The sequence below is a fragment of the Acinetobacter sp. LCT-H3 genome, assembly GCF_001866125.1.
GTDB lineage: Bacteria > Pseudomonadota > Gammaproteobacteria > Pseudomonadales > Moraxellaceae > Acinetobacter > Acinetobacter schindleri.
Map to the genome: position 1 here is coordinate 46088 of NZ_MODX01000004.1, position 15574 is coordinate 61661.

13 protein-coding genes are annotated in these 15574 nt (G+C 44.9%); 2 read left to right on the top strand and 11 right to left on the bottom strand.

Annotation, left to right across the window (positions count from 1 at the left end):
* Positions 1–22: 22 nt before the first annotated feature.
* The 7 genes from BK820_RS03660 to urtA all read right to left on the bottom strand — a co-directional run bounded on the left by BK820_RS03660 (position 23) and on the right by urtA (position 7347).
* Positions 23–1147, bottom strand: a complete 1125-nt coding sequence (locus BK820_RS03660; RefSeq protein ID WP_071320134.1) for an AAA family ATPase — start codon at positions 1145–1147, stop codon at positions 23–25.
* Positions 1148–1173: 26 nt separating this feature from the next.
* Positions 1174–2217, bottom strand: coding sequence for an aliphatic amidase (locus tag BK820_RS03665; RefSeq protein ID WP_071320135.1), 1044 nt, complete (start codon positions 2215–2217; stop codon positions 1174–1176).
* 242 nt (positions 2218–2459) lie between these two features.
* Positions 2460–3158: an urea ABC transporter ATP-binding subunit UrtE gene (gene urtE, locus BK820_RS03670; protein WP_004756673.1), complete on the bottom strand. Its 699-nt coding sequence runs from the start codon at positions 3156–3158 to the stop codon at positions 2460–2462.
* A gap of 10 nt (positions 3159–3168) precedes the next feature.
* Entirely contained in the window at positions 3169–3927 is a 759-nt protein-coding gene (urtD, locus tag BK820_RS03675) for an urea ABC transporter ATP-binding protein UrtD (RefSeq protein ID WP_071320136.1), read from the bottom strand.
* Entirely contained in the window at positions 3924–5087 is a 1164-nt protein-coding gene (gene urtC, locus BK820_RS03680) for an urea ABC transporter permease subunit UrtC (protein ID WP_004890852.1), read from the bottom strand. Before urtC ends, urtD begins: the two co-directional genes overlap by 4 nt.
* An 18-nt stretch (positions 5088–5105) precedes the next feature.
* Positions 5106–6026 carry an urea ABC transporter permease subunit UrtB gene (urtB, locus tag BK820_RS03685; protein ID WP_000365952.1) on the bottom strand — a complete coding sequence of 307 codons (921 nt, stop codon included), beginning with the start codon at positions 6024–6026 and terminating at the stop codon, positions 5106–5108.
* Between the two features lie 82 nt (positions 6027–6108).
* Positions 6109–7347, bottom strand: coding sequence for an urea ABC transporter substrate-binding protein (urtA, locus tag BK820_RS03690; protein ID WP_071320137.1), 1239 nt, complete (start codon positions 7345–7347; stop codon positions 6109–6111).
* 204 nt (positions 7348–7551) lie between these two features.
* Here urtA and BK820_RS03695 point away from each other — a divergent pair, with 204 nt between their 5' ends.
* Complete coding sequence (locus tag BK820_RS03695) at positions 7552–11007, top strand: hybrid sensor histidine kinase/response regulator (RefSeq protein ID WP_071320138.1); 3456 nt, start codon at positions 7552–7554, stop codon at positions 11005–11007.
* Between the two features lie 13 nt (positions 11008–11020).
* Positions 11021–11941: a response regulator gene (locus BK820_RS03700; RefSeq protein ID WP_071320139.1), complete on the top strand. Its 921-nt coding sequence runs from the start codon at positions 11021–11023 to the stop codon at positions 11939–11941.
* An 86-nt stretch (positions 11942–12027) separates the two neighbouring features.
* Here the strand turns inward: BK820_RS03700 and BK820_RS03705 are convergent, their stop codons facing one another.
* From BK820_RS03705 to alc, 4 genes are all read right to left on the bottom strand, one after another.
* Positions 12028–12732, bottom strand: coding sequence for a phospholipase D family protein (locus tag BK820_RS03705; protein ID WP_071320140.1), 705 nt, complete (start codon positions 12730–12732; stop codon positions 12028–12030).
* A 67-nt stretch (positions 12733–12799) separates the two neighbouring features.
* Positions 12800–13522, bottom strand: coding sequence for a hypothetical protein (locus BK820_RS03710; RefSeq protein WP_071320141.1), 723 nt, complete (start codon positions 13520–13522; stop codon positions 12800–12802).
* 71 nt (positions 13523–13593) lie between these two features.
* Positions 13594–14103: an ureidoglycolate lyase gene (locus BK820_RS03715; RefSeq protein WP_071320142.1), complete on the bottom strand. Its 510-nt coding sequence runs from the start codon at positions 14101–14103 to the stop codon at positions 13594–13596.
* Positions 14104–14357: 254 nt separating this feature from the next.
* Positions 14358–15365, bottom strand: a complete 1008-nt coding sequence (alc, locus tag BK820_RS03720) for an allantoicase (RefSeq protein ID WP_071320143.1) — start codon at positions 15363–15365, stop codon at positions 14358–14360.
* Between the last annotated feature and the right edge of the window lie 209 nt (positions 15366–15574).

The window sequence follows — 15574 nt, forward strand, 5'->3', positions numbered from 1 at the left end:
CCTGTGTTGAGGTCGAATAAAGCTAGTTTTTGATGTTATTGCCCGTGTCATCCATGATGAACAGCGGATCTTCGATCACGCTTTCAACAGGAACTGACTGAACCTGGATCGTTTTGCCGTCATAATCAATGATGATCTGACCGGCTTCTGGATGCTGAATAAAAAACCTGGCGAGTTGTGGCTCAACCAGAACCCGAAAGCGGCGACTCAAGCCTCGTGCACCGAAGCGAACATCGTGTCCGGTAGACAGAAACTGGGTGGCAGCGGGTGTGAGTTCAACCGTGCGGCTCTGCTTACAGAGTCGCTGATTCAGTTTCTCGATTTCCAGACTGACCAGTGTTGGCGCGAAATCAGCTTCTACCGCTTCATAATTCAGAATGCGTTCAATACGATTCAGAAACTCTGGATCAAATTTCTTGTACAAGGCGCGTTCGGTAATCTGGCTGTCATCCAGTTTGGCCAGTCGGGCCAGTTTCTGAATAGGCTTTGGAAGCTTGGCCAGCTGTCTTAAGCGTGCCTGAGCATCTTTGGCGCCGACGTTACTGGTCATAAAGATCATGCAGTTTTTGAAATCCAGCACTTTGGTGCCTGCGGTCAGCTTTAAGGTTCCGGTTTCCAGAACGTTGAGCAGACCGCGAATGACTTCGGTACTGGCTTTTTCAATTTCATCAAACAGCACAATACCTGGCTTGGAAAAACTGCCCTGAATATGAGCTTCATCAAACAGGGTATTGCCTTCTTTAGAGCCGACATAGCCTGGAGGGGCACCTGTCAGTGCCGCAGCATAATGTTCCTGTGCCAGTGTGTTCATGTCGATCCGGCAGAATGCATCGGGCTTGCCATGGATTGCCTCAGCAATCAGCCGAACCGTTTCAGTTTTCCCCACACCCGTCGGTCCTAGCATCAATGTGACTGCCAGTGGCCGGGTGGGAGCATTAAAATCTGCCTTGACGGTTAAGAGCATGTTTTCAATTTCATCCAGGGCAGTACGCTGCCCAATGATATGACCACGGACATGCTGCATGACTTTTTCAGGATCAAAGCTAAAGCGAGAGGTACGTGCAATACGTTCTTTGCTCTGCATCTCATAACGCTGTTTGGCCAGGGTTTCCTGATTGGCACTGATGCGGTCGCTGGCAAATGTCATATCGAATACCTCCTCTCAGACCAAACTTAAGATGCTTCTTTTTCTAAGCCTTCATGTGGCAGATTGCCGATTGGGCATTCTGCAACACCGATGGTAGAGCGGGTAATTTTTTCCACGTTCTCTTGCGCTTTTTGAGCATCCAGAACCCAGGTTTTGTAGAAGTCGAATAGACAGTCCGCAACGCCTTTATCGCCGTCACCATTGTTATAGACACCGGTATAGCCGCGGTGCAGTAATTTAAATAAATGGTTTTGTGACTGGTCGTATTTACGTGCATCACGAATTTCATGCAGTGACAATTGCGCGTATTGGATGCCGTTTTCTTCTGTACCACATTCGCCCAAGGTACGGCCGTCGAAGCCGACTACCGCAGAGTGACCGAAATAGGTGTAAACGCCGTCAAAACCGGTACAGTTGGCAACAGCAACATAAACGTTATTTGCCCATGCCATGCATTTCGCCATGTTGATCTGCTGATCTGCAGCCGGGTACATATAGCCTTGGCAACGCACCACCAGTTCAGCGCCTTTCATGGCACAGTCACGCCAGATTTCTGGATAGTTACCGTCATCACAGATGATCAGTGATATCTTGATACCCTTCGGTCCTTCAGTCACATAAGTAGTGTCACCTGGGCACCAGCCTTCAATCGGGCACCATGGGATAATCTTGCGGTATTTCTGAACGATTTCGCCCTTGTTATTAATCAGGATCAAAGTGTTATAAGGCACCTTGTTTGGATGTTCCTCATGTTGTTCACCGGTAATCGAGAACACGCCCCAGACGTTGGCTTCAATACAGGCTTGCGAGAAAATCGCGGTTTCATCGCCTGGAATGGTGGCAGCGGTTGCCATCATCTCGTCATGGTCGTACATAATGCCCATGGTGCTGTATTCGGGAAAAACAATCAGGTCCATACCCGGAATACCCTGTTTGATTCCTTTCAACATTTCAGCAATTTTTTTTGCGTTCTTAAGCACTTCCGCTTTAGTGTGCAAACGAGGAATTTTGTAGTTTACAACTGCCACACCTACTGTATCTGGGCTGCTTGAGATATCACCGTGACGCATTCAAATTTCTCCAACTCTTTTATCGATTCAACTTTATGATTCGAGTGTCGCGTGAAATGCGTTACAGCAAAATACGTTGAATTGCGTATATGGAGGCGTAGACTGAAAGGAATTTTTAAATGTGAATAATCAAATAAAATATTAAAATTAGCTGCCGATTAATTAAGTGAAATAGAAATAAAAAATCCCCCGACGAATCGAGGGATGTAGAGAAAAATTACAGCCAGATTAAACCAGCAATATTAAACAGAAAGATACTTACTGATGGTGGTCTCATCGACATTTTCACGGACATTTTCATAAGCAAAGCGGCCCTTATCAATCACCAGGAAGCGATCTGCCATCGCCATGGTGAAACTCAGCACCTGTTCAGAGACCACAATGGTCAGATCACGCTGGTCACGAATTTCTTTCAGAGTTCTGGCAATGTCCTTGATAATAGAGGGCTGAATCCCTTCCGTTGGTTCATCTAGCAGCAGTACTTTAGGATTAGTCGCTAAGGCACGAGCAATTGCTAATTGCTGTTGTTGCCCACCCGATAAGTTTCCACCTTTACGTTTGCGCATATCCCAAAGTACAGGAAACAGCTCATACAGGTCATCCGGGACTTTGCCGTGCGCAGAAGCCGGTAAACCGGTCTGGATATTTTCCAGTACGGACATGGTAGAGAAAATCATCCGGCCCTGCGGCACATAAGCCACACCATTTTCTACGCGCTGGTAAGGATCCAGTTTTTCCAGATTCTTGCCATCCAGCTTGATTTCACCTTTGGTATTTTTAATATCACCAATCAGGGTTTTGAACAGGGTGGTTTTACCCATGCCGTTACGGCCCATGATTGCCACAATTTCCTTCGGCTGGATCTTCAGTTCCAAGTCGTGAATCACCTGACTTTGTTTATATCCTGAACACAAAGCATTAATTTCTAATAATCCGCTCATAGTGGCCTCCTTAGTGTCCCAGATAAACTTCAATCACTTTTGGATCATTTTGTACATCGTCCATTTTTCCGGCTGCCAGAATTTTGCCCTGGTGCAGTACTGTGACTTTGTCCGCAATGGTTTTGACGAATTCCATGTCATGTTCAATCACCAGCACAGAACGTCCTTTGCTGATTTCCCGTAACAGTTGCGCCGTCTGCTCACGTTCCGAGACACTCATCCCTGCGACAGGTTCATCCAGCATGAGCAGCTGTGGGTCTTGCATGAGTAACATGCCAATTTCCAGCCACTGCTTCTGGCCATGAGAGAGCAGACCGGCGGAGGTATCCAGCAGGTCAGTCAGGAAAATTTTGCCAGCAACTTCACGAATACGCTCATCGACATCTTTGGTGCGTCTGAAGAACAGCGCACCAAAGACATTACGGCCACGCGGGAAGGACATTTCCAGGTTGTCATAGACCGACAGATTTTCATAAATATTCGGGTTCTGGAATTTACGCCCAACCCCTTTACGGACAATGTCGAACTCTTTCAGTTTAGTCAGTTCAATATCATTAAACTTGATCGTGCCTGACGTTGCTTTGGTCTTGCCGCAGATCAGATCCAGCACTGTGGTTTTGCCGGCTCCATTGGGACCGATCACCACATGGACTTCGTTTTTATCCAGATAGAAGTTGAGATCACTGACTGCCTTGAAACCGTCGAAGGACACGGTGAGATCTTCAATGACCAGTACCGGTTTACTCATTTCTACGCCGACTTTGTTCATTTCACACCTCCTTCCACAATTGGATCGATCGTTTTATCCGGATTACTACTTGGCGGTGGCGAAGTGCTGTCGATCGGTTTCTTTTTCAAGAACAATGGACGAACATATTTTTCATACAGACCCGCTAAGCCATTCGGTAAGAACATGACCACACCGATGAACAATGCACCGAGGAAATACAACCATACTTCAGGAAAGGCTTCAGAGAAGTAAGTTTTACCCAGGTTCACCAGAACGGCACCATACACTGCCCCAATCAGTGACAGACGACCACCGACTGCAGCCAGAATGACCATTTCAATCGAAGGTACGATGCCGATAATCGTTGGTGACATGAAGCCGACTTGCAGGGTAAACATCGCACCACCAATAGATGACACCACAGCTGCGAAACAGAAAATGAAGACTTTGTACATGGCCACGTCATAGCCAGAGAAACGTACACGTTCTTCTTTGTCACGCATCGCAGAAAGCAGACGACCGAGTTTAGAACTGAGGACAAAACGGCTGATCATGATCACTGCAATGAGCAGCAGGGCATTAATGTAGTACAGGACATATTTGGCTTCATCGGTACGGATATCCCAGCCATGCAGGGTTTTCAGGTCTGTAATCCCGTTAATGCCGCCAGTGAAACCTTGTTGACCAATAATCAGAATGGTCAGGATCGCTACAATGGCTTGCATGATGATCGAGAAGTACACATCACCGACACGACGGGTAAACATCGCGAAACCGATGATGAAGGCAAGCAAGATTGGAATGATGATGATGGCAAACAAAGTAAACCCGAAGCTATGGAAAGGTTCCCAGAAGCCTGGCAAGCTGGTGATCTGGTTCCAGTCCATAAAGTCTGGAATTCCTGGCGTAGTTTGCGCTGCTGTAGATTGCATGTCTGAAGCTTCAAGTTTCAGGAACATGGCCATGCAGTAGCCGCCAATGCCAAAGAAAATCCCTTGACCTAAACTTAAGATACCACCGTGTCCCCAGCACAGAACCAGGCCGATTGCGACAAAAGCAAAAGTCAGATATTTACCCATCAGATTCAGACGGAAAATATCCAGGAACATTGGCATGACCAGCAGGATCAGTACCGCAAGAATCACCAGACCAATCGCACCTTCTTTACCGCCTAAAAAGGCATTCATTAGATTTTTCATAATATCTCTCCTGAATCCCTATTTACGTACTTTGATTGAGAAGAGACCCTGAGGACGCAGCATCAGGATAATAATGACTGTAGCCAGTGTGAGGACTTTAGCGACAGAACCAGAAAGGAAGAATTCCAGAATAGATTGTGCTTGCGCGATACTGAATGCAGAGGCAACAGTGCCAAGCAAGCTTGCAGCGCCGCCGAAGACCACGACTAAGAATGTATCGACGATATACAGCGAACCGGCTGTAGGACCAGTAGAACCGATGGTTGTGAAGGCTGCACCCGCAATACCTGCAAGCCCACAACCCAAGGCAAAGGTTAAGCTATCAACACGTTTGGTATTGATCCCGACAGCACCACTCATAAAGCGGTTCTGGTTGGTTGCACGAAGCTGTAAACCCCAGCGTGAACGGTAAATCAGAAAGTAGACAAATGCAGTAACACAGAGGGTAACGCCCACCAGGAACAGACCATTGATAGGAATATCGATGGCTTCCGTCGGTTGATAAGAACCCATTAACCAGTCAGGTAAAGTCGGGCTGACTTCCTTGGGGCCGAAAATAGAACGGAACAGCTGCTGCATGATGAGGCTTAAGCCCCATGTTGCAAGAAGTGTATCGAGTGGCCGTTGATAGAGCCGGCTAATCATGAGCCGTTCCACCATGTAACCGATAATGCCTGCTGTGAGGAAGGCTGCAATGATTGCAATCAGGAAATAATAAGGTAGGAGTTGAGGGAAAAAACTTTCAGTCAGTGTGGAAATGAAAAATGTCGTATATGCACCAATGGTCAGAAACTCACCATGTGCCATGTTAATTACGCCCATTTGCCCAAAGATAATTGCAAGGCCGAGCGCCATCAATAACAGCACACAGAACACAGAGAGACCATTAAAGCCTTGCATGGCAAATATTGCACCGAATTCTGCAAATGATAGATCCATCGCATCATCCTCCAAGCTTTAAAAAATTGTGTGGAATAAAAAGATCAGGAGAATGGCTTCCCCTGATCATGTGGCTGTTAACTCAGTAACCTTTAGGGAATGGGTTTGGTTTGATTAGACCTTTAGACTCGTAAACAACCTTGAACTGACCATTTGGTTGCACTTGACCAATACGTGATTTGCTCCATAAATGGTGGTTCGGGTCAATTTTTACGTAGCCTTCAGGCGCGTTTTTCATTTCTAGGCCTTTAGATGCTGCAGTCACTTTCGCGACATCGAAGCTACCGGCTTTTTCAACTGCGGCTTTCCATAACCATGGACCAAGGTAGGCTGCTTGTGTTACGTCACCTACCACCGCTTTAGGGCCATATTTCGCTTTAAAGGCTTTTACGAATGCAGCATTATTGGGGTTATTCAGGCTTTGGAAATATTTCATTGAAGAGTAGAAGCCCTTCATGTTTTCGCCGCCAATCCCCAGCAATTCATCTTCAGTCACTGAAAGGGTAAGCAGTGTCTGTTTGTCGCCTGTTACGCCCGCAGCTTTCATTTGTTTGTAGAAGGATACGTTTGAACCGCCCACGACTGCTGCAAAGATGGCATCTGGTTTACGCAGTTTGGTTTTGTTGATGAGGGAACCGAATTGTGTATGGCCCAATGGATAGTATTCTTCGCCAACCACTTTACCTTTCAGTACTTTCTCGATGTGGGTACGGGCAATTTTCATGGTGGTACGCGGCCAGATGTAGTCAGAACCAATCAGATAGAAGGTTTTGGCTTTTTTCTCTTTTGCTAGCCAGTTCAGTGCTTCAAGTACCTGTTGAGTTGCTTCCTGACCGGTGTAGATCACGTTTTTAGATTGTTCTAAGCCTTCATAGAAGGTTGGGTAGTAAAGTAGAGAGTTGTTGCGTTCAATAATCGGCAATACGGCTTTACGAGAGGCTGAAGTCCAGCAACCGAAAATTGCAGCAACACGGTCTTTTTCAGACAATTTACGTGCTTTTTCGGCAAAAGTTGGCCAGTCAGATGCACCATCTTCCTGAATAATTTTGATCTGTCGGCCGAGAACACCGCCCTGTTTATTAATCTGTTCAATTGCCAGACGTTCTGCCTGGATTGAACCAGTTTCAGAAATCGCCATGGTGCCGGTTGCTGAATGTAGCTGACCCACATACACAAACTTGTCATCGACTTTAAGTTTGGTGGTATTGACCTTTGCTGTTGCAGGAGCACTGGCATTGGTTAGTGCTGGTGCCAGCAGGAATGGAACAGCAAGTAAACCTGCCAGTAATCCAGATGTCTTTATTTTTGATTTCAAGCTCATGTCGGGTTCCCCTATAGAATTAGATGTGCTGATGCGCTTAATCATTGGTTTGCGCTTGGTATGGAACTAAGCCTAAGGGGAGTTAAAAAATGAGCATATACGTCACTTTACGTATATAACCTTCAGTCGGATTATTTTTAGATACTGATAGGCTGGGCATAGTTATTGCTTTTAAGAGCAGATATTTAGCTTTATTTGATCTGTATGGACCCAACAGCGAATACCAGTCAGGCACCGCAGCGCGTCATTCATACCCGGCGTAAATACAATACCTGGGTGGTCGATGAAAGTATTGAGGATTACGCCCTGCGCTATGCCCCTAAATCCGTCCGTAAATGGTCACTATGGACAGTGACCAATACGGCACTTGCGGCCGTCAGTTTCCTGGCAATGGAGGCACTTGGAGCAACCATGCTCTGGCAGTACGGTTTCAGTAATGCTTTCTGGGCACTGGTGGTTGTGGCGATTATCATTTTCCTGACCAGCTGGCCGATTGGTTATTATGCTGCCCGTTATAATGTCGATATTGATTTACTGACCCGTGGTGCCGGATTTGGCTATATTGGCTCCTCCATTACCTCGGTCATTTATGCCAGTTTCACCTTTATCTTTCTCGCCTTTGAAGCCGCTATCATGGCGCTGGCATTGGAGCTAGGCTTAGGGATACCCCTGAGTATTGGCTATCTAATTTCAGCACTGGTGATTTTGCCATTGGTGGTCAAAGGCATTGGCTTCATCAATAAGGTGCAGGCCATCACTCAACCACTTTGGTTATTTCTGCTTTTATTACCATGGTGCTTTGTCTTGGTGAAGCAACCTGATTTGATCAGCAATCTTGCATTCATTGAGGGCGCAAAAAGCCAGAGCGCTGCCTTTAATCTGTCTTTTTTTGGTGCATCCTGCACGGTGCTCTTTGCCTTGATCACCCAGATCGGAGAACAGGCGGATTATCTGCGGTTTTTACCCGATAAAAAACATATTCAGCGTAAATGGAATTGGGCAGTCTTTTTAGGTGGACCAGCTTGGATTCTAGGCGGATTTATCAAGATATTCATGGGTATGCTACTTATGGCGCTGGCAATGCAGTATCTGGTTGCCGATTCCGAACTGAGTAACCCCAATTATCTGTACTGGATTGCCTATCAACAGGTGGTCAATCATCCCAGCATCGCTTTATTTCTGACTGTTCTATTTGTCTGCGTCGCCCAGATCAAGATTAATGTTACCAATGCCTATGCAGGGTCATTGGCCTGGTCGAACTTTTTTGCGCGTCTGACGCATAGCCATCCAGGGCGCGTAGTCTGGCTGGTATTCAATATCTTTATCGCTTTGCTGTTGATGGAACTTGGGGTAATCCATGCGGTGGAGCGTGTGCTTGGCTTATATAGTAATGTGGCCCTTGCTTGGATCGGTGCCATTGTTGCGGATCTGGTGATCTGTAAACCACTGGGACTGAGTCCAAAAGGAATTGAATTTCGACGAGCCTATTTATATGACATTAATCCGGTTGGAGTCGGTAGCCTGATCATTGCATCGGTCTTATCCATGCTGTGTTACTGGGGCGTTTTTGGCGAGATTGCCCGATCCTTGGCCGGTTTTATTGCATTGGGTACGGCGATGTTATGTGTACCGCTAATTGCCTGGTTTACCAAAGGTAAATACTACTTGGCACGTCAAGAAAAGCCTGAGCTGAAGTTGGTCGAAACCCAAACCTGTGTAGTCTGTGAGCATGATTATGAAACTGCAGACATGGCCAGTTGTCCAGCCTATAGCAGTCAGATCTGTTCTCTGTGCTGCACGCTTGAAGCACGTTGTCATGACCTGTGTAAGCCGCATGCACGCTGGTCTTCACAGCTCAGAGTTTTTGCAGCCTGGTTCCTGCCGAAATACTGGGTACAACATATTAATACCCGATTGAGTCTGTATATCCTGCTGATTTTCGTCTTAGGCGTGGTGCTGGCAGTTAGTCTGAGCCTGATTTATTTACAGGAGTCTGCCAGCCTGGGTGCTTTGTCACAGCAGCAGGATGCGCTGACAATGCTGTTCGTCAAAATCTATGCCGTACTGTTCCTGCTACTGTGTGTAGCCGCCTGGTGGTTAGTGCTGAATGATGAAAGTCGACGTCAGGCACAGCTGGAAAGTAATACCCAGACTCAACTGCTGATGGATGAGATTGAAGCGCATAAAGTTACCGATCGCCAGTTGCAGGATGCCCGCATTCAGGCTGAAAAGGCCAATGAAGCCAAAAGCCGTTATGTGATTGGTATCAGTCATGAATTACGAACACCGTTGAACAGTATTCTCGGTTATAGCCAGCTACTGCAGAAACAGGAAAAACTGTCTGAACAGGGCGAATCTGCCCTGGGCGTGATTAGCCGGAGCGGTCAGCATCTCACTTCTCTAATTGATGGTCTGCTGGATTTGGCACGGATTGAAACTGGTAAGATTTCTTTGGAAAATTCCAATATCGACCTGCCAAAATTTCTTAAACAGATCGTGCATATATTCGAGCCACAGTTTGCCCAAAAGCAGCTGAAGTTTGATGTGGAGATCAGTAGCAAGATTCCACAGTATGTCCGTATTGATAAAAAACGTCTGGAACAGATACTGATTAATCTGTTGGGTAATGCTTTGAAATTTACCTTGGAGGGGGGAGTCAAATTTAAGGTCGATTACCGTTTTCAGACCGCTTATTTTGAAATTCATGATACGGGTTGTGGGATTGCTGAGTCGGATGTTGAGCGGATCTTCCAGCCTTTTGAACGTGGTCGTAATGTGGTACAGGGCAGCTTTGCCGGCACGGGTTTAGGGCTGCCAATCGTGAAGCTTCTGGTCGATATTCTTGGTGGCGAGCTGACCCTGAGTAGCCAGTTAAAACAGGGTTCAGTGTTTAAAATAAAACTGTATTTGCCTTCTAAATCCCTGATCCATCCGATCGCTGACGTTGCCTCTAATACTGTAACCGGTTATACCGGAGAACGCCGTAAAATACTGGTGGTTGATAATGAAGCGACCGATCGTGGTCTGGTTCTGAATTTTCTTAAACCCTTAGGTTTTATTTTAGAAGAGGCAGAATCAGGTTTAGCCTGTTTGCGTCAGGTTCCAGAATTTAATCCTGATCTGATTTTGATGGATTTAAGTATGCCTTTACTGGGCGGCTGGGAAACGGCGAAATTGCTGCGCCAGAATAAAATCACCAATGTACCGATTATTATTATTTCCGCAGATGCTAATGAGCGGATGATTAATCCGGAAACGGATGTATTGAATGAAGACTTTTTAGTAAAGCCGGTCGATCTCAATTTATTATTAAACAAGATTGGCGATAAGCTGGGCTTAAGCTGGCTTCATCAGCATGAGCAGCAGACAGAACAAGAACAGCCTTCTGATCAGAAAGCACAGATCTCCACGCTGGTGGTTGAAAGCGAAAATGAATTGAACCCATCCATTTCATTGTTGAATGTGGCAGAGGTGGTCATTCAGTTGGAACAGTATTTAAGTATTGGTTTTATCCGGGGGGCAAAAGATGTCCTGCATGAATGTGGCCAGCACTTTGAACAATATAACGATATATGGCATCAGATTGAGCAGGATTTAAAACAATTTGATTTTAAAAGAGCAATTCAGCGACTTCATGAGCATGCAGATGTGCTGAAGTAGGGGTAAGGTGGACATGTTGGAAAGTATTTTGATTGTGGATGATATACCTGAAAATCTAAGTCTATTGCATGAGAGCCTGGATCAGGCTGGCTATCAGGTACTTGTGGCGACCAATGGATTTGATGCAATTGAAATTGCGCATCGCATTCAACCCGACATGATCCTGCTTGATGGCAGTATGCCGGAGATGGATGGTTTTGAAACCTGCACTCAGCTTAAAGCCAGTCCAGTGACTGAACATATTCCAGTGATCTTTATGACCGGGCTGACTGAAACCGAGCACATTCTTAAAGGCTTTCAGGTCGGTGGGGTAGACTATGTCACCAAGCCTTTAAATATTGATGAAGTTCGGGCACGAGTAAAAACCCATTTGTTACAGGCTCGTTTAATGCATCAGCAGCGACAAATGCTGGATGCAACCGGCAGTGCGATTCTATCGCTGAATCTGGAAGGTGAAATTATCTGGCAGACCCCAATCGTCAGTGAATTACTGAAAAATCATCAGGTGGATGTACAGCATTTTCAGTCCAGTTTGAATCAGTGGCTACAGGACTTACTCAAGCAGCCAGATCAAGCACATTTACTGCATGGTCAGTATGGTTATGGCCATCAGCAGTTACAGCTTAACCTGCTCACCAAACTGTATGCAGGGCATATCTCTAAACATGTATTGGTGCAGTTGAAAGAGCAGACCCAAATGCCGAGCGCAGAGGAAATCGCGCAGGCTTGTCCCAACCTGACACCGCGTGAAGCAGAAGTGATGCATTGGGTCACGATGGGGAAGACCAACCGGGATATTGCCGAGATCCTGCAACTCAGCCCACGGACGGTAAACAAGCATCTTGAGCATGTCTTTGAAAAGCTCTATGTAGAAACACGGACGGCTGCGGTATTGCATGTCATGTCAGCCTGTCAGAATCAGGCAGTGGCTTAGTTTTCCCTTAGTAGAGAAATCTTTTGGAGGATTTACAACCTCACCCTAACCCTCTCCTAGAAGGAGAGGAGACTTAAAATTTTTATTTAGATCTCGGTATTTTCATTCCAGAGGAAATAGCCGCCATACTGACTTGGTCTAAACTCACCACCAATTTCTTTTCCTTGCTCAGTTAGAAGGTGTTTACCATTTTCATTGAGTTTTAGAAAACCTTTCTCTGTCATCTTATCGAGCAAATCAGCTGTTTTAATTTTGTGCTTTGCGGCGAGTTTAGACGTGGTAAGTCTAGAAAAAGTATTACTTTCTTCATCTACCTCAGTTTCTTTAGAACCAGATTCATTTTTCACTTCATCTAGACTAATTCGGACTTCTTCACTGATACGTATAACCCGCTGAGCTTCCTCGTAGGCTTCTTTAAAGACAATATCATCTTCGTATTTGCGAACCAGAATGCCCATCTCATTATTATTGACCTGACTAAACTCATAGAGATTTAAGCTTGAGATAATACATTCAGACTCATTGAGATAGCATTTAGCATGTAAGTTCTTACAGAAACTAAGACGGACATAATCAAGTTTTTGCAGCCATTTAATCTCTTCTGGATGTAGATCGCTCTTCCCATATACGATGCGAATATCAATTTTTAGCCGATCTTTATCTTCTAATAACTCTTTAATTCGATCATTCAAACGCAAGTATGGACTAATCAGGATTAAACGTTCTTTTGCACTCTTAATCAGCTCTTCCAGGAAGAAATTCGTTGCGCTAGTATTTAAAAATTTTGCCATCGTTTCCCTCTAATCTATTTTTATTGTCTGCGGTATATTAAATGATAATTTTTATAAAATTGAAGATTTATTCAACTTTCAAATAAACTCCACTCGCCGACACATTATGACCAAAACCACAACTCATGATGTTAGTTTCTTTTACATGAAGCTGCTGCCCAACTTTTGAATCAAATTTAAAATCCAAATCAATTTTACAGTCATCTGCACGATAGCTGGTTTGAGTTTTCTTAAATGGCATGGTGGTCTGGAATTCACCGATATTCGGTCCATAAATCAGACTGCGAATTCCCATATATAAGCCATTAAATTCTATTGCATAGGACTTTGCAATACGTTTCACTTCAATAGTATTCCATTGCCCAAAACCCGCGTAACGTACATATTTTCCAGACAGGTGAGAACTTTGCCTTGGGGCAGGAAGCTGTTTCAAGTTGAACTGACTGTTTTTAGCGTCAGGATAGACAGAAAACCAGGCACGTGCCCATTGCGGTTTGCCTAGTTTGGCATAACTCAGGCCAACATTATTAAACGCAGTACTAATTGCGTGCTCGGTAAAAGCAATGCCGCCATCTTCTACATTCATACTGCAAAAGCTTGACCATGCTGCCTGCTGTTCAAACTGTTCAACGGCCTTGGCATACTGTTTCTGATCATAGAATTGCTTGCCAGTGGCTGCATAGCTTTTGACTTTGGCACAGCCAGCCCGTAATTCCTGTTGAAAGGGGGTATCTGAAAAACAAAGAGGACTCAAAGCAGTCAGGGCGATAGCAGCTAAAGACTTATACATGGTTTGCTCAGTTTTAATTCTTATTCTGAATAAAACATATAGCATACTTCAAGTAAATATCGGTCTTGTGATTAGAATAGATTTCCTTCAATTTTAAGTATTTCAGGAAACTGATAGACATCGCAATTATGTCCGGTACCAATCCGGTCGACCACAGCAAAATCACTGGGCGCCTCTAGGGTCAGCAGGGGATGATGCCAGGTACCTGCCCGGTAATTGATCCCCTGTGTCCCATCTGTAATAAATGCACAAAGCTGAGACAGATCCGGAGTATCTGTATCCAAACTTGGCGCAACGACAATCAGGAACTTTTGTCCCTGCATGGGGATAAAGGCTTGAGAACCATTCGGATGTCGTTCCAGCATGGAGATTTCAAAAGGAATTTGTGTACTTTTAATATTTCTAAAAATACTGATCCCCGCTTTGGCATCTCCTATAATTTCAGTCATCACCAGCGCATGATAACGCTCGGTATGTGCATCGTTGATATGGAAATAGTCATTACCCTGACAGCTGATGACTTCACCAAAACGAGCAAAGTTTTCACTGGTTAATAACTGAATTTGGATGGTATTTTTCATTCTTTTATATTCCCTTTGCTCGTATTTTTATGACAAGACTTTCTTGATTAATCTCACTATTTTATCCCTGTATATTAAGTAAGCAAGAAGGATACTTTGAGGAAAATGTGAGTAGAAAGTAAATGAGCGGATTTGATCTGTCAGAAGGTATGGATAAAGTTTGGCAGTGAACCCGATTCTGAGATCAGGTCCACTGCCATCTGTTAAAACAGCTGTTCGATTGACCATCCTGTGGAGAGGGAGGGTCAATCGCATTAATCAGCTACCTTTCCCCATAAACGGATACGGCTAATACCGCCATCAGGAATCATATTCACACGGATATGTGAAATCTTTTCATGTGCCAGAATTTCATTGATAAAGCTATGCACGTGATCCATCTGCATGGGCTGGGCTTCAAGCAGGAAAGGCCAGAACATGCTTTGTGGAATCAGTTGCGGATCAGTCGCATCTTCTATATAGACGGCTTGAATAGAGACTTCTGCTGGATAGTTACCTTTGAAGTGTGCAGTATCAATATCAATTTTTTCAATTTTTCCAGCTTGGCCTAAAGCCAGAATACACCAGTCAAAACCTGGAGCACGGCGACGTTTGGTTTCCCAGCCATCGCCCATATTGATGCCACGGCCTGGGTTAATCAGGTTACGTGGATGACCAAAGTGCGCATCACTGTAGGCAATCACACGACCGCCATTTTCTAGTGCCAGCAGATCCAGAGTTTCATTGCTGTCTTTTAACTGAATCTGGACCTCCCCATAAACGCGTAGACGGGCTACACCACCATCCGGGTAGATATTTAAACGCAAATGGGTATAAGTGTTTTCTGAAGCAACTTGAAAAATATGATGCTGGCTTGGACCTAATATACTGTTTGGTAAAATTTGGTGCCATTCAACCTGCTCCAGGTTCTGATCTGGTGCATAGCAGGCTTCAACTGCAGCGGAGGCAGGATAGTTGCCACTAAAAAAAGTGGTATCAATATCCAGTGCACTAATTTTTCCCGCAACACCGAGCTTTACAATTGCCCAGTCATAGCCGGCATGACGCTTGCGGCGGGTTTCCCAACCGTCCATCCATTTGCCATGATCATCGAACTTATCTTCGACAAAAATAGGTGCTGTAAATTGGAGCATGCGCTGTGCTTCAGCAAAAAAATCATCTGAACATTGCAATACTTTTGCACCAATACGCTCATCTGCCAGATTAGTAAGTTGCTGTAACTGTGCAGGTATTTCAAAAGCAGGTGCAAACAGGGTCGCCATATCAATCTTCCATTCTAAATCTATTCAACTGTCATTTCTTACAGGCTAAACATAGCCAATGCCCTGTTTTTTCTCCCCAAAACAAGGCAGTTCTTTAAAAAATAATGCACAGCATGTGCCAACTTAAATCTGGGTATTTGAAACTATTCGGAAAATGGCACACTTTTCGCTTTGTCTCCCTGAGATGGATCAACATTTATGAACTTAGG